General features: G+C 68.2%; 17 protein-coding genes. 10 read left to right on the top strand and 7 right to left on the bottom strand.

Annotated elements, in window-relative coordinates:
• Positions 1–248: 248 nt before the first annotated feature.
• Positions 249–941, bottom strand: a complete 693-nt coding sequence (locus VHS75_RS21695) for a hypothetical protein (RefSeq protein ID WP_329640711.1) — start codon at positions 939–941, stop codon at positions 249–251.
• A gap of 262 nt (positions 942–1,203) precedes the next feature.
• Positions 1,204–1,401 (bottom strand): hypothetical protein, encoded by a 198-nt coding sequence (locus VHS75_RS21690; protein ID WP_329640710.1) that lies wholly within the window; start codon positions 1,399–1,401, stop codon positions 1,204–1,206.
• An 81-nt stretch (positions 1,402–1,482) separates the two neighbouring features.
• On the opposite strand from VHS75_RS21690, the gene VHS75_RS21685 reads away from it, so the two are divergent.
• A complete protein-coding gene (locus VHS75_RS21685) occupies positions 1,483–1,935 on the top strand; it encodes a hypothetical protein (RefSeq protein ID WP_329640709.1) in 453 nt (150 codons plus the stop codon).
• Between the two features lie 41 nt (positions 1,936–1,976).
• Positions 1,977–2,843 carry a 50S ribosomal protein L11 methyltransferase gene (locus VHS75_RS21680; protein WP_329640708.1) on the top strand — a complete coding sequence of 289 codons (867 nt, stop codon included), beginning with the start codon at positions 1,977–1,979 and terminating at the stop codon, positions 2,841–2,843.
• A 108-nt stretch (positions 2,844–2,951) separates the two neighbouring features.
• Here the strand turns inward: VHS75_RS21680 and VHS75_RS21675 are convergent, their stop codons facing one another.
• Positions 2,952–3,296, bottom strand: a complete 345-nt coding sequence (locus VHS75_RS21675; protein WP_329640707.1) for a GIY-YIG nuclease family protein — start codon at positions 3,294–3,296, stop codon at positions 2,952–2,954.
• A 31-nt stretch (positions 3,297–3,327) separates the two neighbouring features.
• On the bottom strand, positions 3,328–3,900 hold the full coding sequence (locus tag VHS75_RS21670; protein WP_329640706.1) for a GNAT family N-acetyltransferase: 573 nt from the start codon (positions 3,898–3,900) through the stop codon (positions 3,328–3,330).
• A 250-nt stretch (positions 3,901–4,150) separates the two neighbouring features.
• Here VHS75_RS21670 and VHS75_RS21665 point away from each other — a divergent pair, with 250 nt between their 5' ends.
• The 8 genes from VHS75_RS21665 to VHS75_RS21630 all read left to right on the top strand — a co-directional run bounded on the left by VHS75_RS21665 (position 4,151) and on the right by VHS75_RS21630 (position 19,696).
• Positions 4,151–5,965: an aminopeptidase P family protein gene (locus tag VHS75_RS21665; RefSeq protein WP_329640705.1), complete on the top strand. Its 1,815-nt coding sequence runs from the start codon at positions 4,151–4,153 to the stop codon at positions 5,963–5,965.
• A gap of 549 nt (positions 5,966–6,514) precedes the next feature.
• On the top strand, positions 6,515–9,532 hold the full coding sequence (locus VHS75_RS21660) for a TonB-dependent receptor domain-containing protein (RefSeq protein ID WP_329640704.1): 3,018 nt from the start codon (positions 6,515–6,517) through the stop codon (positions 9,530–9,532).
• A 131-nt stretch (positions 9,533–9,663) separates the two neighbouring features.
• Positions 9,664–11,346, top strand: coding sequence for a tetratricopeptide repeat-containing sulfotransferase family protein (locus VHS75_RS21655; RefSeq protein WP_329640703.1), 1,683 nt, complete (start codon positions 9,664–9,666; stop codon positions 11,344–11,346).
• Positions 11,343–13,058, top strand: a complete 1,716-nt coding sequence (locus VHS75_RS21650; RefSeq protein WP_329640702.1) for a tetratricopeptide repeat-containing sulfotransferase family protein — start codon at positions 11,343–11,345, stop codon at positions 13,056–13,058. The genes VHS75_RS21655 and VHS75_RS21650 overlap by 4 nt, the downstream gene beginning before the upstream one ends.
• Positions 13,059–13,172: 114 nt before the next feature.
• A complete protein-coding gene (locus VHS75_RS21645; RefSeq protein WP_329640701.1) occupies positions 13,173–13,679 on the top strand; it encodes a hypothetical protein in 507 nt (168 codons plus the stop codon).
• A 368-nt stretch (positions 13,680–14,047) separates the two neighbouring features.
• Positions 14,048–16,591, top strand: coding sequence for a TonB-dependent receptor (locus VHS75_RS21640; protein ID WP_329640700.1), 2,544 nt, complete (start codon positions 14,048–14,050; stop codon positions 16,589–16,591).
• Between the two features lie 56 nt (positions 16,592–16,647).
• Positions 16,648–18,621 carry a tetratricopeptide repeat-containing sulfotransferase family protein gene (locus VHS75_RS21635; RefSeq protein ID WP_329640699.1) on the top strand — a complete coding sequence of 658 codons (1,974 nt, stop codon included), beginning with the start codon at positions 16,648–16,650 and terminating at the stop codon, positions 18,619–18,621.
• Between the two features lie 262 nt (positions 18,622–18,883).
• Positions 18,884–19,696, top strand: a complete 813-nt coding sequence (locus VHS75_RS21630) for a sulfite exporter TauE/SafE family protein (protein ID WP_329640698.1) — start codon at positions 18,884–18,886, stop codon at positions 19,694–19,696.
• A 689-nt stretch (positions 19,697–20,385) separates the two neighbouring features.
• Here VHS75_RS21630 and VHS75_RS21625 read toward each other — a convergent pair.
• From VHS75_RS21625 to VHS75_RS21615, 3 genes are all read right to left on the bottom strand, one after another.
• A complete protein-coding gene (locus tag VHS75_RS21625; RefSeq protein WP_329640697.1) occupies positions 20,386–20,898 on the bottom strand; it encodes an RES family NAD+ phosphorylase in 513 nt (170 codons plus the stop codon).
• The gene (gene parS, locus VHS75_RS21620) at positions 20,895–21,356 is read right to left on the bottom strand and encodes a type II toxin-antitoxin system Xre/ParS family antitoxin (RefSeq protein ID WP_329640696.1); all 462 of its coding nucleotides are present in this window, start codon (positions 21,354–21,356) and stop codon (positions 20,895–20,897) included. The genes VHS75_RS21625 and parS overlap by 4 nt, the downstream gene beginning before the upstream one ends.
• Before the next feature lie 181 nt (positions 21,357–21,537).
• Positions 21,538–21,690 carry a DUF736 family protein gene (locus tag VHS75_RS21615; protein ID WP_329640695.1) on the bottom strand — a complete coding sequence of 51 codons (153 nt, stop codon included), beginning with the start codon at positions 21,688–21,690 and terminating at the stop codon, positions 21,538–21,540.
• Between the last annotated feature and the right edge of the window lie 123 nt (positions 21,691–21,813).

The following is a 21,813-nucleotide window of genomic DNA, read 5'->3' as shown; positions in this document are numbered from 1 at the left end:
GCTCATGGCGGCGATGCGGGCTTGACGCAGCCCTCCCTCGTCACGTGCCAAAACGCCGCCTCCAACGTCCGGCCTCATAGAGCCCGCGAAGATCAACCTCCCGCGACCTGCGCGCCAGCGCGTTTCCACACGGGCTCGGTGGAAAGCAACCTTCCCCACCCCAGCGGATAGTCGGGCTTCCGTCCCGGTGGCGGAAGCTGGCTAGGTCGAAGAAGGAAGTTAGCGGACAGTCGCCACGCTTCGCCTTGCTACGTGTCCGGGACCGCAGGCGGATTCAGCGGCTGGCAGGTGGTGCCCAGGATGGCCGTGACGCCAAACGGCTTGGGGGTGTGGCCGGCGCGGGCGGCGCTTGCCAATATATCCTGACCTAGCTGCCTGATATCGCTGGCGTCGCTCCGTGCCGCCTGGAGGGAAGCGACCAGGTTCGGGCGCAGATCGGGCCGCAAGACGCGAGGTCCAAGCTCCAGTGTGCGCAGCTCCGACCAGACGTAGTGCTCGCGACTCTCCATGTCCTGCAGGATCGCGAGTTGAGTGTAGAACGCTGCCTGCTTGCTCTGCTCAGCTTCCGTTTGCCGGTTGAAGCGGCCGCTATTCAGGTTGGCTTGCCAGCGCTGCTGGACCATAGGCGGGTCCCCAGGATCACCGAGGAAAAGCGCGCGCGGTGGCGGCTTTCCATCAGCCCAGTCGGCAAGTAGGCCGGTGATCTCCTGCAGGCGTTTGTCGATGCAGGGCTGCTGCGCTTGACGATAGGCGATGCGGTTCACGTTATCCTGAACCTCCGCATCTATGGCCTCACGGGCTTCGCGAGCTAGACCGCGTTCGTGCAGGGCCTCGACGGTCTGCTCCGCACCCAGCGCGGTCAGCACGCCGACCACGATAATGATGTACTCCTTCAAGAACTCGCGGACGCCGTGCCACGGCTTGGGTTTATGGATGTCCATGCCGCCCCCGACAGATCAACCTTTGGGGTGACTGTAAGCGGACTCGCCAAACGTCCGCTATGGGTCGTTATCGACCTACAGCGATTTTGACGCCCTAGCGGCGTCCAGATAAGCCGAGGGCGGCCTTTCGGCCGCCCCGGTGATCTCTCCCCTCGCGGGGCAACGGACACCCTCTCGGGGCCGCGAACATCCCCTTTATAGGCCAACTTCCTTTCTTTTTCTACCCCTGTCCTTCCGGGATGAGCGGAGTGCGGGGCGGGACCTAGGCCTTCCGCCGTCCGAACCCGCGGAACACCAGCACCCCGACGCCGGCGACCACAGCCAGGCCGCCGGTGACCACGAGCAGGCCCCAGCCGGGGCCTGAGTCGAGCCGGGCCAGGATCGCCGGCTCCTCCGGCGTCGCGACCGGCGTCTTGGCCTCTTCGACCGGCGCGGGCGCCGGCGGCTTTCGTCTGCTCATCGAGACCCTCCTCGATCGTCGTCAGCTTGGCCCTGAACCAATGCCGTCCCCGCGCGCTGTAGTGGCCCGGAGAGACCCATCATGACGCGAACCGACCTCACCGTCTTCCTGTCCGGCGCCGCCGTCGCCCTCACCGCCGGCGTGCTGTTGGGCGGGGCTATGCAGCCCCATCTCGCCAGCGACGACGGCCGCCCCGCGGGCCCGCAGATGTTCGCCGCCTATGATGGGCGCTCGACCGGTCCCTTCGACCCCGGCGACCCTTATATGACCCTGGCCGCCTACCACGGTGCGCCGCCGGACTATGTGATGGGCACCGACTGGAAGAAGGCGATGGCGCCGCCGGTCGAGAAGACCGCGGTCGCCGAGCCCCGCGACGCGCCCGACGACCCGCCGCCACCCATCCTCACGCACGTGGTCTATGACGAGCCGCCCCCAACCCACGACTACCCCTCGATGGGCGGCTCGCATCCCTCGGTGATCGAGTTGCCGGCGCCCGCCGACGAGACCGAGCCGGCGCCCGACGCCGGCCGCTGATCCCCCTCGCCTTTCGCGCCGCCGCCCGCTAGAGGCGGGCGATGACCGCCGACGCCGTCCAGACTGTCGCCAAGGGCCCGCGCGCCGAGGCCGAGGCCGCCGCCCTCGCCATCGATGCCGACCCCGCCACCGAGGCCCTCACCTATTCCATCCTGGAGGAGGACGAGGACCGCGACGTCTGGCGCATCGACGCCTTCCCCACCACGCCCGAGGAACAGGCCGGCCTGGCCGCCGTGCTGGCGGGCTTTCCCAGGCTGCGGGTGGTCACCGACAAGCTGGCCGACGCCGACTGGCTGGCCATGGCGCTCTCCGGCCTGCCGCCGGTCCGCGCCGGCCGGTTCTTTGTCTACGGCGCGCACGACAAGGGCCTCGTCCCTCCGAGCGCCGTGGCCCTGCGCATCGAGGCCGGCGCGGCGTTCGGCACCGGGCATCATGGCACGACGGAGGGCTGCCTCTCGGCCTTCGACCGGTTGCTGAAGCACCGCAGGTTCAACCGGGTGCTGGACGTGGGCTGCGGCACCGGCGTCCTGGCCATCGCCGCGGCGCGCACCGGATCGAAAGTCGCGCTCGGCACGGACATCGACGAACCCTCGGTGCGCATCGCCAACGAGAACGCCCAGCTGAACCGCGCCCGCGCCCGCTTCGTCTACGCCAACGGCTTGAACGAGGCCCGCGTGCGGCGCCCGGCGCCCTACGACTTGGTATTCGCCAACATCCTGGCCCCGCCGCTGGTGGCCCTGTCGCAGGACATCAAGCTGGCGCTGAAGCCCGGCGGCATCGCGATCCTGTCCGGCCTACTGCGCACCCAGGAACGCCGGGTGTTCGCGGCCTACGCCTCCAAGGGCTTCCGCCTGGAGCGCCGCCTGCACCGCGACGCCTGGGCGACCCTGGTGCTGCGCCGCGCCTAAGAGCGCGCAGGGTGAAGTGGATGCCGGTTCACCCGTCCGACGCGCTCTAAACTTTGGAAGATAGACCCTTCTTGTCCGGTTCAGGTTTTCACCTGAACCGGGAAGGGTCTAGCCGACGATCTTCGCCGCGCCCAGTTCGGCCCGCCAGTGGGCGTCGCGATCCTTCAGCAGATTCGCCTGCTCGTACTCGCTGAGGCCCTCGACCGGCTTCGCCTCCAGCACCTCGAAGCTGAACGCCGGTTCTCCGTGCGCAGACCAGACGGCCTGCAACGCCTTGTTCGGATGGCCGCCGCTCTTCAGGCCGAACCAGATGCGGTTCTGCTGCTTCGACAGGTCGCGCGAGCCGCCGACCCATGCCTGTCCAGTCGCCGCGCAGCGCACGGCGAAGATTCCGAGTTCGACCTTGCGCTCCTTGTAGTCGCGCACGGCCTGGCGGCGGTTCGGCTTGTCCATCGCGCGGCGCTACAGGCTGGGTGCAGCCTTGTCAATTATACCCGGGTGAAAAGAACTCGTCGGCTAGGATTGCGTAGAGGTAGCTGTCGCGCCAGCCGTCGCGGCCTTGTCGATCCTGGCGGAAATGCGCCTCACGCCGCATGCCGAGCTTCTCCATGATGCCCCAGGAGCCCGCGTTGCGGACGTCGCACTCGGCCCAGATGCGGCGCAGGTTCAGCGTTTCGAAGCCCATTCGCAGCATGGCCCGCGCCGCCTCCGTGCCGAGGCCGTGGCGCCAGTAGCCACTGGCCAAGCTGTAACCGATGTCGCCAGTGCGGCTGGCCGCGTCGCGGACCCCGACGCGGATCGAGCCGATCACCCGGCCGTCGGCCAGATGTTCGATGGCCAGATTGATGTCGGCGCCAGGCCAGTGCGGGCGGGCCGCGAACCACCGGTCCAGGGCGGCCTGGGTGTCGGCTAAGCTATTGGGGCCCCAGTCCATGAAGCGGACAACGGCGTCGTCGGTCGCATAGGCGTGGACGTCATCGAAGTCGTCCTGGCGGAACTCGCGCAGCAACAGGCGTTCGGTGCGTATGGGGAACCAGGGCTTCAGGTCGTCGGTCATCGTCGTCTCCTCAGGGCTGGAAGGCCGGCGGCAGGAGACGGCGTCTTGGCGACCCTGCCGTTTCGGCGGGGTCGCGGTCTTCGGCGGCTGTCTAGGCGAGCGCGCGCGAATCCCGGCCCCAGGTGGGACCGGAATTGGCCGAGCAGGTTTGAGCGGCGCGAAGGACCATGGCCGGCCCGATACCCCGAACGGCGTTCGACGGCAAGTCCGCCCCTTGGCCCCAGGGCGCTGGAAGGATTACATCCCGCCCATGCGCCAGACCTTCAATGAATCCGCCGACCGCTCCTTCGGGCCGAAGCATGTACCCCTGATCCGCAAGGCCATGGCCGACCAGGGCCTCGACGGCTTCGTCACCCCGCATGAGGACGAGCATCAGAACGAGTACTTGCCGGCCGCCAACGACCGGCTGGCCTGGGCCACCGGCTTCACCGGCTCGGCCGGCGCGGCGGTGATCCTGAAGGACAAGGCCGCGATCTTCGTCGATGGCCGCTACACCCTGCAGGTCCGCGATCAGGTGGATCAGGGCACCTTCGAGATCCGCGACCTCGTCGAGGGTGGCGTGCCGGCCTACCTGGAGACCGCGACCGGCAAGGGCCAGGTGATCGGCTACGACCCGCGCCTGCACAGCCCCGACGCCCTGGACCGCCTGAAGTCCGCCGTGGCCAAGGCCGGCGCCGTACTGCGCCCGGTCAGCCCCAATCCGCTGGACACCGCCTGGGGCCAGGCGCGCCCGCCGCAGCCCACAGCGCCCGTCGTGCCCCACCCCCTGCAATACGCCGGCGAGGACTCGGCCTCGAAGCGCCACCGCCTGGGCCAGGATCTGGCCGCGCGCGGGGCGGACGCGGCGGTGATCACCGCGCCGGCCTCCATCGCCTGGCTGTTCAACGTCCGCGGCGGCGACGTCATCCGCTCGCCGCTGCCCATCGGCCAGGCGATCCTGGGCGCCGATGGCTCGGCGCGCCTGTTCCTCGACCCCGCCAAGGTGACGCCGGACCTGCCGGCCTGGCTCGGCAACGAGGTGCGCCTGGAAGCCGCCGCCGACCTGCCGCGGGCGCTGGCGGAGCTGAAGGGCAATCAGGTGCTGGTCGATCCGGCGCAGTCCTCGTCCTGGTACTTCGAGGCCCTGGCGAGCGCCGGCGCCGGCGTGCAGCGCGGCGAGGACCCCTGCGTGCTGCCCCGCGCCTGCAAGAACCCCGTGGAGATCGCCGGGACCAAGCGCGCCCATGTGCGCGACGGCGCGGCGCTGACGCGCTTCCTGCACTGGGTCGCCACCGAGGGGCAGGCCAATCCGCCGGACGAGATCGAGGCGGTCTCGAAGCTGGAGGCCTTCCGCGAGGAAACAGGGTCGCTGAAGGACCTCTCCTTCGACACCATCGCCGGCGCGGCCTCCAACGGCGCGATCGTTCACTACCGGCCCACCCAGCGGCTCAACAGGCGCACAGAAAAGGGCAGCCTGCTGCTGGTCGACTCAGGCGCCCAGTACCTGGATGGCACCACCGACGTCACCCGCACCGTCGCCATCGGCGAGCCGTCGGCGGAGATGTGCGAGCGCTTCACCCTGGTGCTTAAGGGCCACCTGGCGCTGGCCCGGGTGCGGTTCCCGGCGGGCACGACCGGCTCGGCCCTGGACGCGCTGGCCCGCGTGGCGCTCTGGGCCCACGGCCTCGACTACGACCACGGCACCGGCCACGGGGTGGGGTCCTACCTCGGTGTGCACGAAGGTCCGCAGCGGATCGCCAAGGCGCCGAACCTGGTCGCTCTGCGCCCGGGGATGATCGTCTCCAACGAGCCCGGCTATTACAAGGAAGGCGCCTACGGCATCCGCATCGAGACCCTGCAGTTCGTCACCGAGGCGGCGATGATCCCCGGCGGCGAGCGGCCGATGCTGGGCTTCGAGACCCTGACACTGGCCCCGATCGACCGCAGGCTCGTGGTCAGGGCGATGCTCAGCGATGAAGAGCGCGGCCAGCTCGACGCCTATCACGCCCGTGTCCTGGCCGAGATCGGGCCCCTGGTCCCGGCGCCCGTGCGTGGCTGGCTTGAGGACGTCTGCGCGCCGATCTGAATCGGCGACAGCCTAAAGCGATCGACGCCCATGTATTCGGCTGTGGGCTCATCCCTAGAATCTTAGGCATGCGCCGCTGCGCGGTCTGTCAAAAATGTTCACCCCCCTGGAACATCTGACAAGCGCGCGCGCTGTTCATGAAACCGGGGTTGAAACGCCCCTCGGGGTTGCGCGCCTTAGTGCGCGTAGACTTTATTACAGAGATTTTACGATTCAAATTATTAGAGCAAATCGAAATATAACTTATCAGAAGTTACGATCATAACCCCTACAGTCAAGCTTACCGGACACTCTGTGAAGATCGTCGTTCATCGAATTTCGACTTTCAGCCCTCAAATCCAACGCGACTGACTGTTTCATAGCCCAAACCTTATGTGGCCATTATGCGACATATTGACGTGAGTCATGCGAACACCTTCGCAATCCGCGTTGACCCCCGCCTCCAGTCAAATCTAACTACGGCCTAATCGGGGCCGAATAGGGCTCTGGGCTGTCAATCCCTTGGGGAGCGAGCCGCTGTCACAAGCCGGTCGCTGGAGGATCTAGATCTTGAAAATTCACAACACACGAGAGCGCCTGCTGGCCTCCTCGATGATCTGTGGCGTGGCCTTCCTGGGCCTCGCCACGCAAGCGTCCGCTGCGGCCGCGGACACCAACACCGGCGAAGTCTCTGAAATCGTCGTAACCGGCACCCGGATCCCGTCGCCGAACCTGACGTCGATCGCGCCCGTGACCACGGTCGGCAACGCCGACATCAAGGCCCAAGGCGTCACCCGGATCGAGGACATCACCAACTCGCTGCCGCAGGTGTTCGCGGGCCAGGGCTCGATGATCTCCAACGCCTCGTCCGGCACGGCCACCGTCGACCTGCGCGGCCTGGGCTCGAACCGCACCCTGGTGCTGATCGACAGCCGCCGCCTGATGCCCGGCGACCCTGTCGTCCCGGCCGCCGACCTGAACTTCATCCCGGCCGCCCTGGTGGAGCGCGTCGACGTGTTGACCGGCGGGGCCTCGGCCACCTACGGCGCCGACGCCGTAGCCGGCGTCGTCAACTTCATCATGGTGAAGAACTTCGAGGGCGTGCGGATCGACGCCCAGTACTCGGGCTATCAGCACGACAACAACAACAGCGAAATCCAGAGCGTGGTGCGCGCCAAGGCGGCCACCGCGTCGGATCCGCACCAGTTCGCTCTGCCCTCGAGCAACATCTGGGACGGTGAAGGCTCTGAAGTCACCATCACGCTGGGCGCCAACGCGCCGGACGGCAAGGGCAACGTCACCGCCTACGCCGCCTACCGCCAGAACAACCCCGTCCTGGAAGGCGAGCGCGACTTCAGCTCCTGCACCCTGAACTCGGGCGCCACCTTCGCAGCGGCCGGTTGCGGCGGCTCCGGCACGGCCTTCCCGGCCCGCGTCGGCAGCTTCATCGTCAACCCGGCGAACTTCAACACCTTCCGCCCGCGCACCGGCGCCGACGTGTTCAACTTCGGCCCGCAGAATTACTTCGTCCGTCCTGACGAGCGCTACAACCTGGGCGCTTTCGCTCACTACGAAATCGCGCCCTGGGCCGAGGCCTACATGGACACCATGTTCATGGACGACCGCTCGACGGCCCAGATCGCGGCGGGCGGCATCTTCGCCGGCACCTTCAGCGTCAACTGCGCCAACCCGCTGCTGAGCGCGCAGGAAGCCGGCATGCTGGTTCCCGTCGGAGCCACGGCCGGTCAGACTTGCGCGAACACGCCTGGCGGCACCTTCACCGGCACGGTCGCGCGGCGTCTGCAGCCGGCCGAGGCCGGCGGCCGTCAGACCGATTTCCGGCACACCGACTACCGGATCGTGATCGGCCTGCGCGGCGACCTTGGCAAGAACTGGAACTACGACGGCTATATGCAATACGGCTCGGTCCAGCTGTCGCAAGAGCAGACCGGCAACCTCAACTCGAGCCGGATCCAGCAGGCTCTCAACGTCGTCCAGACCCCGACGGGCCCGCAATGCGCCCCCGGCGCCGACGCCGGCTGTGTGCCGCTGAACATCTTCACCAGCCAGTTCATCTCGCCCGCGGCTCTGAAGTTCCTCGACGCCACCAGCTTTGCGGTCGGCAACACCACCGAGCGCGTGGTCAGCCTGGCCTTCACCGGCAAGCTCGGCGACTACGGTCTGAAGAGCGCCTGGGCCAACGACGGCGTGGGCGTGGCGTTCGGCGCCGAGTACCGCCGCGAGCACCTCGACTCGACCGCTGACTTCCTGTCGGCGAACGGTCTGGTGAACGGCAACGGCGCGGCCTCGCCGCCGGTCAACGGCGGCTTCGACGTCTACGAGCTGTTCGGCGAAGCCCGCGTGCCGCTGATCAGTGACATGCCCTTCGCCAAGGACGTGTCCCTGGAGCTCGGTTACCGCTTCTCCGACTACTCCTCCATCGGCGACACCAACACCTACAAGGTGGCCGGCGAGTGGGAAGTGATCGACGGCCTGCGCTTCCGCGCCGGCTACAACCGCGCCGTCCGTGCGCCGAACGTGATCGAACTGTTCGCGCCGCAGAACGTCGGCCTGGACGGCACCCAGGACCCCTGCGCGGGCCTAGCGGCCAACAACCCGCTGGTCGCCCAATGCGCCTCGGCCTTCCACCTGACGACGGCCCAGGTCCTGGCCATCGAGAAGAACCCGGCCAACCAGTACAACGGCCAGTTCGGCGGCAACCCGAACCTGAAGCCGGAAATCAGCGACACCTACACCGCCGGTGTGGTGTGGCAGCCGAAGTTCGTCCCGGGCCTGTCGATCTCGGTCGACTACTTCGACATCAAGGTCGATCAGTTCATCGCCGGCCTCGGCGCCAACCTGATCATCAACCAGTGCGTGACCACGCAGAACCCCTTCTTCTGCAACCTGGTGCACCGCGAGCCGGGCAACAATTCGCTGTTCCTCGACCCGACCGGCTTCATTCAGGACACCACGCTGAACACCGGCTCGCTGAAGACCACGGGCATCGACCTGAACGTCGCCTACCGCACGGACCTGTCGAACCTCGGTCTCGGCGACAATGGCTCGATCTCGGCCTCGCTGGTCGGCACCTGGCTCGACACCCTGCAGACCCAGCCGCTGCCGGGTGGCCCGACCTACGACTGCGCCGGCCTCTATGGCACCACCTGCGCTGGTCCGAACGGCGAAGGCCCGGCCCCGGTGTGGCGTCACAAGCTGCGCGTCACCTGGACCACGCCCTACTCGTACGGCGACTGGTTCAAGTCTCTCAGCCTGTCTGCCCAATGGCGCTACTACAGCAGCGTGAAGCTGGACGCCTTCTCCAGCGACCCGCAGCTGAACAACCCCGGCCTGCAGTACGCCACCGACCGCAGCCTGGCGGCGCGCAGCTACCTCGACCTGACGGCGAACTTCACCGTCCATGGCAACCTGAACTTCCGGGTTGGCGTGAACAACGTGCTCGACAAGGATCCGCCGATCATCGGGTCCTCCAACTGCCCGGTGGGCGCGTGTAACGGCGGCACCTATCCGCAGGTCTACGACGCCCTCGGCCGGTTCTTCTTCGTGGGCCTGACCGCCGACTTCTAAGACGGTCGACCACTTCAGATCGGAAGGGCGGCGGCGCAATCCGCCGCCCTTTCTTTTTGCCCCGCTCGCCCGGGCCCGGCGCATCGGGTAATCAGGAGCGCGGGTGGCCCGCGACAGTCGAGGACGTGGCGTTGACCAGTTGGAAGACCGGCCCGATCAACCTGAAGATCGGCGCGTTGGCGCCGCCGCCGGCCCGAGACGCCGCGGCCGACAAGGCGGCGCTGGCCGAAATCGCAGCCGCGGTTCAGGCGCGCGATTTCGAACGCGGCGGGCGGCTGGCGGAACGCGCGCTGGCCTCCGGCCTCGAACATCCCGCCGTCCTCAATCTCGCCGCCCTCAAGCTCGAGGGCGAAGAGCGGTTCGAGGACGCCGTACGCCTGCTGCAGCGCGCTGTCGCCATCGCGCCTGGCGATCCGGGCGCCCACAACGCCCTCGGCCTTTGCCTGCGCCGCCTGGAGCGCGACGCCGAGGCCCTGATCCAGTTCGACCAGGCCATCCAGATCGCGCCCACCTTCGCCGGCGCCCACAGCGCCCGCGGCGGCTGCCTGGAGAGCCTGGGGCGCCTGAAGGAGGCCGAGGCCGCTTTCCGCCGCTCGATCGAGTTGCAGCCCGAGAACCTCGGGGGCCTCGCCGGGATCGCCAACCTGATGAGCCGCCGGGGCGCCCACGGCGAGGCGCGCGCCATGGCGGCCAAGGTGTTGTCCGCTCAGCCGGGCTACCCCGACGCCGTCAATGTGATGGCCGCGGCGGAACTGGCCGCGGGCGAGGCGCCGGCCGCCCAGGTCCGCCTGGAGGCCATGATCGCCGACCCGAGGCTCACGCCACAGCAGCTGGCCTTCGCGCAGGGTCTTCTGGGCGACGCGCTCGACGCCCAGGATCGCGTGCCGGAGGCTTTCAGCGCCTATGCGGCCTGCAACATGGGCCTTTGGCGGACCTATGCGAAAACCTATGGCGCGCCGCCCACAGCCCTGGAATTCGCCCAGGGGATGATCGGGCGCCTGGACGCCATCGCGCCTGAGGCCTGGACGTCGGCCGGCGAACCGCCGCCTGGCGCGACCGGCCACGTCTTCCTGCTCGGCTTCCCGCGCTCGGGCACCACCCTGCTCGAACAGGTGCTGGCCAGCCATCCTGACGTCGAGGCCCTGGAGGAGCGAGAAACCCTTTCGGCCGCCATGCGCGCCTTCCTGGCGACGCCGCAAGACCTCGACCGCCTGGCCGCGGCGAGCGAGGCCGAGCTCAAGCCCCTGCGCGCCGCCTACTGGGACCGCGTGCGCGACGAGAGCGCCCATGTCGGGGGCAAGGTCTTCGTCGACAAGCACCCGCTGAACAGCCTGAAGCTGCCCCTGATCGCCAGACTGTTCCCGAACGCCAAGATCCTCTTCGCCCGGCGCGACCCGCGCGACGTGGTGTTGAGCTGCTATCGGCGGCGGTTCGTCATGAGCGGCTCGGCCTATCAGCTCCTGACGCTGTCAGGCGCCGCCGGCTACTACGACGCGGCCATGCAGATTGCCGAACGGATGGCGCCGGCCCTGGAGGCCCGATCCCACGTCGTGCGGCACGAGACGCTGATCGAAGACTTCGATGGCGTGGTGCGCGCGGTTTGCGATTTTCTCGGCCTGCCTTGGACCGACGATCTGCGCGCTTTCTCCGCCCGCACCCGCGATCGCGGCATCGCCACGCCGTCCGGCGCCCAGCTGGCCGGCGGCCTCAGCGCCGAGGGCGTCGGCCAGTGGCGGCGCTATCGCCAGCAGATGGCCCCGGCCCTCCCCAAGCTCCGGCCATGGGTCGAGCGCTTCGGATACGACCCGCAGTGACTGCCACGCCGGCCGCGCCCATCGACGCCAAGGGTTGGGGCGCGTTGGGCGACCGGCTGCGGCTGGCCGGCGACGTCGCAGGGGCCGACCAGGCCTACGCGCGCCAGATCCGCGCCTCGGTCACAGACCCGGAGCTGATCGCGGCGGCCGATGCGCTGTGCGAGGGCCGCGCAGCGGACTGTCACCGCCTGCTGAGCGCCGCGTTGACGCGGCGCCCCGACGATATCCATGCGCTATGGGCCTTCGCCGAACTCGCGGCGCGCACGGGCCGGACACATGACGCCGAAGCGCTTTTGGCGCGCGCGCTGGCGCAGGCTCCCGGCTTCACCGCCGCTCGCTACGCCTACGCTATGGCTCTGCACCACCAGGCAAAGGCGGCCCAGACCATCGCCGAGGCCGACCGCCTCCTGGCGGAAGATCCAAGCCATCCGATCTATCGCCAGCTGGGCGCGGCGGCCCGCATGCAGGTTGGGGACTTCGACGCCGCGGCGGCAGGCTACCGCACGGTGCTCAACGCCCATCCGGACCTCCCGCTCACCTGGATGGCCTATGGTCACGCGCTGAAGACCCTTGGCCGGCAGGGCGAGGCGATCGCGGCCTACCGCGAGGCGATCCGCCAGCGGCCCGGTCTCGGGGAGGCCTGGTGGAGCCTGGCGAACCTCAAGACCGTCGCCCTGACCGGCGACGACATCGCCCGGATGACGGCCGAACTCGGCCGACCGGGCCTCGGCGACGAGGACCGCTACCATCTGCAGTTCGCGCTCGGAGCCGCCCGGGAAGCGGCGGGCGACGACGCGGCGGCGTTCGAGAACTACGCCCAGGCCAATGCCTTGCGCCGCGCCGCCCTGCCCTACGACCCCGACGAGACCAGCATCCACGTCGCGCGCTGCAAGGGCCTGCTGAGCGCCAGCTTCTTCGCCGCCCGCGCCGGCGGCGGGTGCCCGCGGCCCGACCCGATTTTCATCGTCGGCCTGCCGCGCTCGGGGTCGACCCTCATCGAGCAGATCCTGGCCAGCCATAGCCAGGTGGAAGGCGCGCAGGAACTGCCCGAGGTGGAGATCCTCGCCACGCGGCTGGGGGGCGGCGCGGCGAAGGCTTCGGAGAGCGCCTATCCCGACATCCTGGCCGCTCTGTCGGGCACGGAATTCCGGGCGCTGGGCGAGGAATATCTGCAGCGCGCCGCCGCGCATCGGAAGACCGCCGCGCCGTTCTTCGTCGACAAGATGCCGAACAACTTCGCCCACGTGGGCCTGATCCGGCTGATGCTGCCCAACGCCAGGATCATCGATGCGCGGCGCCATCCCGTCGCCTGTTGCTTCTCGGCCTTCAAACAGCACTTCGCCATGGGCCAGCCGTTCAGCTACGGCCTCAGCGACCTCGCGCGCTACTACAGCGACTATGTGGAGCTGATAGCCCACTTCGACGCCGTGTCGCCCGGCGCGATCCATCGCGTGATCTACGAACAGATGGTCGCCGACCCGGAGTCTGAGGTGCGCCGCCTGCTCACCTTCTGCGGCCTGCCCTTCGAGGCCGGCTGTCTGCGATTCTACGAAAACGATCGCGCGGTCCATACGGCCAGCTCGGAGCAGGTCCGACGCCCGATCTTCACCGACGCCACCGATCACTGGCGGCGTTTCGAGCCATGGTTGGGGCCACTGATGCGCGATTTGGAGCCGGTGCTCGCAACCTATCCCAATGCTCCGGATTACTAGCCTCAGAGCAGCCGGAAACCACCGTTTTCGCTGCATTCTTTGGTGATCCTATATGGATTCTATAAGGCCGTAAGCGTAACGTCCGTGCAGCACCTAAAACTGTAGTGGTTCAGCATGCAAAAGATGCAATCGCAGACCGAACGGCCGGGTGAGTTCGACAAGACCGCCCACGGCCGCAGCTTCGCCAAGGATATCGCCGAACTCGCCCTGTTCCTCGAACTAACCGAACCGCCCGGCTCTATCGGCCACCTGGAGTCGGCGACCGCCGAAGTCATCACCGGCCGCCAGGTTCCTGCCACCACCCTGAAACGCTGTATCTCGGAAGCCCGCGCCCTGATCGAGTTCTTCCGCGAGAGCGGGGCGTTGGGCCATATCGAGGCGCAGGCCGAGGGGGACGACTGGGCTTTGCGCACGGAACTCGCCGCCTGGCTGGACGAGACCCGCCTCACCGCGGTCCTCAAACAGCGGGCGCTGCGCCTCAACCGCAGTCGCGGCGGGCGGCCCTCGACCACGACGCGGACCCTGCGGGCGGTGGAGGAGCTGGTAGCCTTCGCCCGCGCCGGACGGCCGGGCGCCCTCGACGAGCTGCGCTCCATCCGCGCGCTGGTCGCGGACACCTAGGCGTTCGGGGACGCTGGCCGGTCCTCGCGAGGCGCCGGCCAGTCGTTCGCGACGTTCCGCAACGTCAGGCCCACAGTTTTATTTGGGCATGACTGTCAAAAGCGAGCGCCCGGGAAGCTGAGGCGGTGCTTTTGCTTGGCCGGCGCCTGAAAAATGGACGCCGCAGAACGGCGATCTGTCTCGGCGCTGTAATATTTGCAGGCGCCATGATGAGCGGTTTGCAGTCGAAGGGCGCGTTTTTGGCCGCGGCTAGCCAATTCCCCTGAGTCTAGATGGACTTCAATCCGGCCCCCGGCACTCTGAAGGACAATTAAAAAGACGGCGGGGGAAGCGTTCGGTCGGGCCCAACAACAATTGGGGATCCTGACATGAACAAACTATTCGTAGGCGCAAGCATCATTGCGCTGACGGCGATGAGCGCGACAGGCGCCATGGCCGCGGACGCCGCGGCTGCGGCGGGGCCAGACGGCGCGCGCTCGCTGGATGAACTGATCGTCACGGGGACACGCGCCACCGGCATGAAGGCCGCCGACAGCCCGGCGCCGATCCAGGTGCTGGGCGCCACCGCCCTGAAGCAGGTGGGTCCGCCGGACCTGATGCAGGCGATCGCCCAGAACCTGCCCTCCTTCAATGCCCAGGGCTTCGGCGGCGACTCCGCCAACCTGACGCTGTCAGCCGCCCTGCGCGGCCTCAACCCGAACGACACCCTGGTGCTGGTGAACGGCAAACGCCGCCACGCCACCGCCAACCTGGCCGTCGACGGCGGCAGCCCCTATTCCGGCTCGGCCACTGCCGACCTGGGGCTGATCCCGGTGGGCGCCATCGACCACATCGAAGTCCTGCAGGACGGCGCGGCCGCGCAGTACGGGTCCGACGCCATCGCCGGGGTGGTGAACATCATCCTGAAGAACAACGCCGAAGGCGGGGTCATATCGGCCACGGGCGGCCAAACCTATCAGGGTGACGGCAAGACCGGCGCCTGGTCGTTCAACAACGGCGCGAAGCTGGGCGAGAACGGCTTCCTGAACTTCACCCTGGAAGAGCGCTATCACGAACACACCATCCGCGGCGGCAGCGACCGGCGCCTGTTCGACATCAATGGAAAGCTGCTGGCCACCGACAGCGCCGTCGACGCGGGCGTCGCCAACGCCCCCGGCGCGCCGCAGGTGAACAAGATCACCGGCGACCCTGCGTACAACCTCTACAACTTCTTCTACAACGCCGGGTACGACCTCGGCGGCGGCGTCGAGGCCTACAGCTTCGGCAGCTACAGCCATCGCAACGCCTCGTCCTACGAGAACCTGCGCGTGCCCTCGAAAGTCAGCGGCACCACCTCGACCGGCGTGAAGTACTTCCCGTTCCCGGCCGGCTTCAACCCGGTCGAGGTGCTGGCGGAGGATGACTACTCCTTCACCGGCGGCATCAAGGGCGCCTACGAAGGCTGGTCCTGGGACCTGTCGACGACCTACGGCACGGACCGCGACAAGATCTATACCGACGGCTCCGCCAACGCCCAGCTGTTCCCGGTCCTGGCGGCGGTCTCGGCCACCCCGATCGCCTCGCAGCGCGACTTCTACGACGGCAGCTTCATCACCACCGAGTGGACGACCAACCTCGACATCGTCAAGACGTTCGATGTCGGCGCCGCCTCGCCGCTGAACTTCGCCTTCGGCGCCGAGACCCGGCGCAACACCTTCCAGATCGAAGCCGGCGAACCCTCGTCCTACTTCGGTGGCGGGGCCCAGTCGTTCACCGGCTACGACCCCTCGAACGCTGGCACACATACCCGCAACGACTACGCCGGCTATGTCGACTTCGCGGTGGATCCGATCACCGGTCTGCACCTCGACCTGGCCGGCCGCTATTCGCACTACAGCGACTTCGGCGAGGCCACCGTGGGCAAGCTGACCGGCCGTTACGATTTCAGCCCGATGATCGCCATCCGCGGCACCATCTCCAACGGCTTCCGCGCGCCGACCCTCGCGGAAGAGTTCTACTCAGGCACCAACGTCTCGCCGTCCTCGGCCGACGTGCAGCTGCCGGCCAACTCGCCCGGGGCGGTGATCGCCGGCTTCTCGCCGTTGAAGCCCGAGAAATCGACCAACTACAGCGTCGGCTTCGTGGCCCACCCGATCGAAGGCATGCAGATCAGCCTCGACGCCTATCAGATCGACGTCCGCAACCGCATCGTCGTCACCGGCTTCCTCTACGGCTCAGTGGTCGCTGGCGGGAAGAACAACGTCGTTTCGCAGGCGGTCCTCAACGCCATCACGGCGCACGGCAACACCCTGGACACCGGCATCTCCTACGCCGGCATCTCGGTGTTCACCAACGGCGTGGACACCCGCACCCAGGGCGCCGAACTGACGGTGAACTACGCGTCGGACTTCGGCGAATTCGGCCACGTCGATTGGACCGGCGGCCTCAACTACAACAAGACCACGATCACCAAGCTTGCCCCCTTGGCGCCCCAGGACTTCTCCGCGGTTCCGGCGATCATCACGCAGACCTCGCTGCTCAGCCCGAGCGCGCTGTCGTCGCTCACCACCGCGACGCCGCGGGAGAAGTTCGTGGGCAACGCCTACTGGACGCTGGGCAAGTGGAGCGCGAACCTGCGCGAGACGGTCTACGGCGAGACCTCCGAGCTGACCTCGACGAGCAACATCACCACGGACCTGAAGATCCCCGTCTCGGCGATCACCGATCTCACCGTCGCATACAAGATCACCAGCGCGATCAAGGCGGAGGTCGGGGCCAACAACCTCTTCGACAAGAAGCCGCCCAATGTTCCGAACTTGCCCGGGCTCAACAAGCCCGCGAATGGCGGCAACGTCTGGAACGCGCCGATGACCTTCTCGCCTTGGGGCATCAATGGCGGCTACTACTACGCCCGGGTGACGCTCACCTTCTAAGGGGTGGTCTGGTCGCCACCGGCCGGAGGCGGGATTGAGATCACGACAGGGCGGGCATGGCTGACAACTCGCCCGCCGCGATCATCGCGCGAGCCGCAGCCCTGCTGGCGAGCGATCCGGGCCAGGCGCGGCGCGAGGCTGAGGCGATCCTCAGGCTCGCGCCGAGCGACCCCAGGGCGTTGCTGATTCTGGCGTCAGCGCGCCGCCGGCTGGGCGACGCGCCCGGCGCCCACGCGGTGCTGGCGCCGCTGGCCCAGGCCTATCCGCGCGCCGCGACCACCCAGTACGAGCTTGGGTTGACCCTGGCCGATCTGGGCGAGGCGGCGCCCGCCGCAGCGGCCCTGCACAATGCCGTCAGCCTCAATCGCGACCTGGCCGACGCCTGGCGCGCGCTCGGCGATCTGAAGTTCAAGGCCGGCGAGGTCGCCGCCGCCGAGGCCGCCTTCGCCGAGCACCGCCGCGCCACAGTCACCGACCCGGCGCTGAAGGGCGCGGCGGAGGCTCTGTTCGCCGGCCGCGTCGCCGAGGCGGAGACCCAGCTTCGCGCCCACCTGACGCGCCACTTGGCCGACGCGGCGGCGACGCGGATGCTGGCCGAGGTCTATCTGCGCCAAAGCCGCTACGGCGACGCCGAGATCCTGTTCGCCCGCGCCCTGGAGCTGGACCCTGGCCACGACGGCGCACGCTTCGGTTACGCCGACGCCCTGTTCCGCCAGCAGAAGGCCAGCGAAGCGCTTGTCGAGGTGGAACGCCTGCTCGCCCTCGCGCCCAAGGACCCCGCCTATCTGAACCTCCAGGCCGCCTGCCTGGCGCTGGTGGGCGAAGACGCGCGCGTTATCGCCATCTACGAAGGGCTGCTCGCCGACTATCCGCGCCAGCCGCGCCTGTGGCTCAACTACGGCCACACCCTGCGCGCCGTGGGCCGCCGCGAGGAGGCGGTCACGGCCTACAAGAAGAGCCTGGAGCTCGCGCCGGGCCTGGGCGACGCCTACTGGAGCTTGGCCAACCTGAAGGTGGCCGCTCTGGGACCCGCCGACGAGGCCGCGATGCTGGCGGGGCTGGACCGCGGGGACCTCACCGCCGACGACCGCCTGCATCTGCACTACGCCCTGGGCAAGGCTCTGGAGGACCGCGGCGAGCCGGCGGCAGCCTTCGAGCACTATGCCCGCGGCGCGGCCCTGCGGCGCACCGAGACGCCCTATGACGCCGCCGAGACCACCGCCCAGCTGCGCCGCGCCGAGGCCCTGTTCACGCGCGAGGTCTTCGCCGAGCGCGCCGGAGCCGGCTCCCCCAGCGAGGCGCCGATCTTCATCGTCGGCCTGCCCCGCGCGGGCTCGACGCTGGTGGAGCAGATCCTGGCCAGCCACTCGCAGGTCGAGGGCACGATGGAACTGCCCGACCTGGGGCTGATCGCGCGCGGCTTCGGGCCGTCCTACCCGGAGGCCCTGGCCAGCCTGGACGCCGCGGCGCTGACGGCGCTGGGCGAGCGCTACCTCGCCACGACCCGGGTGCACCGCAAGCTGGGCCGCGCCTTCTTCATCGACAAGATGCCCAACAATTTCCAGCACGTGGGGCTGATCCAGCTGTTCCTGCCGCGGGCGAAGATCATCGACGCGCGCCGTCACCCGCTGGGCTCCGGCTTCTCCGCCTTCAAGCAGCACTTCGCCCAGGGCCAGGCGTTCTCCTACGACCTGGCCGACGTCGGCGCCTACTACCGCGACTATGTGGCCTGGATGGATCACATCGACGCCGTGCTGCCGGGCCGGGTGCATCGGGTGATCTACGAGGACCTGGTGCAGGACACCGAGGCCGAGGTCGCGCGCCTGCTCGCCTACTGCGGCCTGCCCTTCGAGGACGCCTGCTTGCGCTTCCATGAGAACAGCCGCGCGGTGCGCACGGTCAGCTCCGAACAGGTGCGCCGGCCGATCTTCCGCGACGGCCTGGAACAGTGGCGCGCCTATGAGCCCTGGCTCGATCCGCTGAAGGCCGCCCTGGGTCCGGCGCTGGCGGGGTGGCGCGGCCGCGGTTGAGTCCCCGGCGCCCTTAGGGCGCAGGGCCTGCCGACCCTTATCGGGCGCCGTCCATAGGGCGCCCGCCTGCCCGATTGATCAGAAAATGGGCGTGTGCGTCGGATCGGACGGCTGTTCACAGGTCCCGGCGGGAACCGTCCGTGACGCCGGAATGGGCCCGCGTATGACGGGTCGGGCCGCGACGCCGACACCAGACGCCGCGGGCGTTCAGGTCCCGGCCGGTCGCCGGCCCGCCAGTAATTTTCGAGGTGGTTCTTTGTTGTTGGCTGGATTTCCCCCGCTCACCATCGCCCTGCTGGTGGCGATCCTCGCCGCCTCCGCCCTGATGAGCGGCCTGTCGGGTTTCGGTTTCTCCGCGATCGGCGCCCTGTGCCTGATCTTCCTGCCGCCGAAGCTGGGCGTGCCGCTCCTGATGACGCTCTCGGCGGCCAACCAGGTCATGTCGCTGCGTCAGCTGAAGGCCGACATGGCGCCGATCAAGCACTGGTGGCCGAACGGTCCTGCGCCCTATCTGTTGGGCGGCCTGATCGGGGTCCCGGTCGGCCTGGCGATCCTCAGCTCGCTGCCCACCGGCGACCTGATGCTGGTGTTCGGCGGCTTCCTGGTGATCTACGCCGGCTATTCCCTGGCCCGGCCGCATGGCGTCCACAAGACGGTGGGCGGCGGCTGGCTGGCGTCATCCCTGGTCGGCATGTCCGGCGGGGTGATCGGCGGTTTCACCGCTTTCCCGGGCGCGGCGGTGGTGGTCTGGAACGGCCTGCGCCATGTGCCTAAGCGCGAGGCCCGCGCCATCGTGCAGCCCTACATCTTCGTGCTCCAGCTCCTGTCGATCAGCCTGCTGGCCCTGCAGAAGCCCGAGACCTTCGGGCCCAGGTACTGGCTGCTGGTGGCGATCACCGTGCCGGTGGTGCTGCCCTGCACCCTGTTGGGCGTGCGGCTCTACAAGCAGCTGTCCGACGTCAATTTCCGCCGGGTGACCTTCATCCTGCTGGGCGTCTCGGGCGTCGGCCTGCTGATCAAGGCCGCCGACACGTTCCCCTCGGTGGCCCACGCCATGAAGATGGCGGGGCTCTAGCCCCCGGCGCCGTAGGCGGACCCGGCGGGCGCCCGTTCGGGGTCGTAGGACTAACCCGCTAGCGCGGGAGGGTTACTCGCATCGGATGTGGGAGCGGGTTCCTCCTGTCTGAAGGGGATCGTGGGTGGGCCACGACCTCCTCAAGACAGGAGATGCGTGATGACAGAAGAGGTCATCAACCCGCTGCGCCGCAGGATGATCGAGGACATGACCATCCGCAACTTCGATCCGCGGACCCAGCAGTCTTACATGCGCTCGGTGCGGGGGTGCAGCCGGTACTGCGACGGCCGGGCGCCTCGCGGTTGCCGGCGCGATCCAGGCGCACTGTGGACGCGGCGGGCCAATCCGCCCTGCCGCCGACGGCGGCGAAGATGCGTACGAACACCGTCTCGAGGAGCGGCGCCAACATCCCGACCGCCGCGATGCTGTGAGCGGCGTCCTGGTGAACCGAGTGATGCAAATGATCGACCCAGAGATCATCCAGGCGCCAGGACCCGCGCCCCTTGGACGTCTTCGCCGACTCTGCGATCTCGCGGATTTCACGCTCAAGCAGAGCGTCAGCGTCGCGATTGCCATCAGCAGGCTTCGCATCGCCAGGAGTTGGGCGTCGAGATCGATGGTGTCGCCCAGGAGATGGTGGGCGTGGTCGAGATCCGACATTTCATATGTCATGACGAGTCCGCCATTCGTCACCGCCGCGCCGTCGGCGGATGGAGCCGCGTATCCAGCGCAAAGGTCTCTTGCGTGACCAAGCCGTAGCGGCGGGCCGCCACCGTCGCCACGAAGATCAGGTTCCAGCTGTGGGTGGAGACGGCGCTTGGGATCACCACGAAGGGATGCGCGGCTAGAAGCGCGTCGCCGAACTCCTGCTGCCCGGCGCTTGGGAAGCCGGGCCGCAGCCAGTTCGGGTTCGGCACGTCGTTGGGCTGGACGACATGCACGTCGGCGGGATCGGCGATCCGCAGCGAGGTCAGCACATGAGGCACGATGTCGAGCGCCCGGAACGTCTTGTGGACGGCGACTTCGAGGATCGTCGTGGCGGGGTCCAGGGAGCAGTAGACGGCGCGCACGCCCTTGCTGTTCCAACGCCCCCCGCCGAGGTAGGACCCTTCTCCAATATCCCAGGTCGGGGCGAACCGCGCCTCGTCCAGGCGCCAGGCGATGAGGTCCGCGGCGCCGAGGGGCGCCGGGAGTGGCGTCATGTGTAGACGCCGTACTCAAGGCGCGTGAGGTGGTCCTCGACCATTTCCACGCCGGCGGGCGTGGCCAGCAGGTCGATGGGCCTGCGCTGATCGAGACCGATGGCGGGGCGCTCGAGCCAATGCTCAGCCTCTTCCTGTGAGCCGAAGATCGCCGTCGCGCGGCTCAGGACCTCGGCGAACTTCCAAGCGCGTCCGCTTTGCTCGGAACTCAACGCCTTGGCGGAACCGCCCTGCTTCCGCTGGTAGGTCCGCAGGCTCATGCCGACGGCCTTGCCGAAACTCTCGGTGGCTTGCAGCACGACAAGATTGGTCACCAGATGGCGCAGGGCGGCGGACGGCAGCCCGGTCACGAGCAGATCGTGCGCGTCGAGTGGCCCGTCGATGCTGCGCCCCAGCACCTTGCGCCCGCCCAGGAGTTGTTCGACCCTCTCGAAAGTTGCGTCGGCGACCGCGCTCACGAAATCCATCCTACGTCATGTGTCGCCAAATAAATGCCACTTGTCGCCGTTGGGTTCAAGTCGCGAGCGCGAATTCGCCGGCTCGAATCCGAACGCTCGAATTTGAGCGCCCGAACTCGAAGGCTTGAACTCAAGGCTCACAGAAAACGCCCCACCCGAAGGCGGGGCGCATCTGCGAGGGTCAGTCGGTGCTGCGGCTGCGGGACCAGATCAGGCTGTAGTCCTCGTCGGTCTCCACCAGGTTGGCGTAGATCGGGCCGGAGAGGCTGTGGTCGTCCAGCGTGACGGAGAAGGTGCCGTCGACGTTCTTGGTGAAGGTTCCGATGGTGGCCATGAGGTTCTATGGCCGTCTCGGATGCGCCCAACCATAAGATGACGGCACGCTCTCGCCGACCCAATCGTATGTGCGCACAGGTACGTCAGCTAAGCGCCAGCTGAAGTCAAACCGGCTCCGGAT

The sequence above is a fragment of the Phenylobacterium sp. genome, assembly GCF_036264965.1.
GTDB lineage: Bacteria > Pseudomonadota > Alphaproteobacteria > Caulobacterales > Caulobacteraceae > Phenylobacterium.
This window is presented reverse-complemented; position numbering and strand designations above follow the sequence as displayed.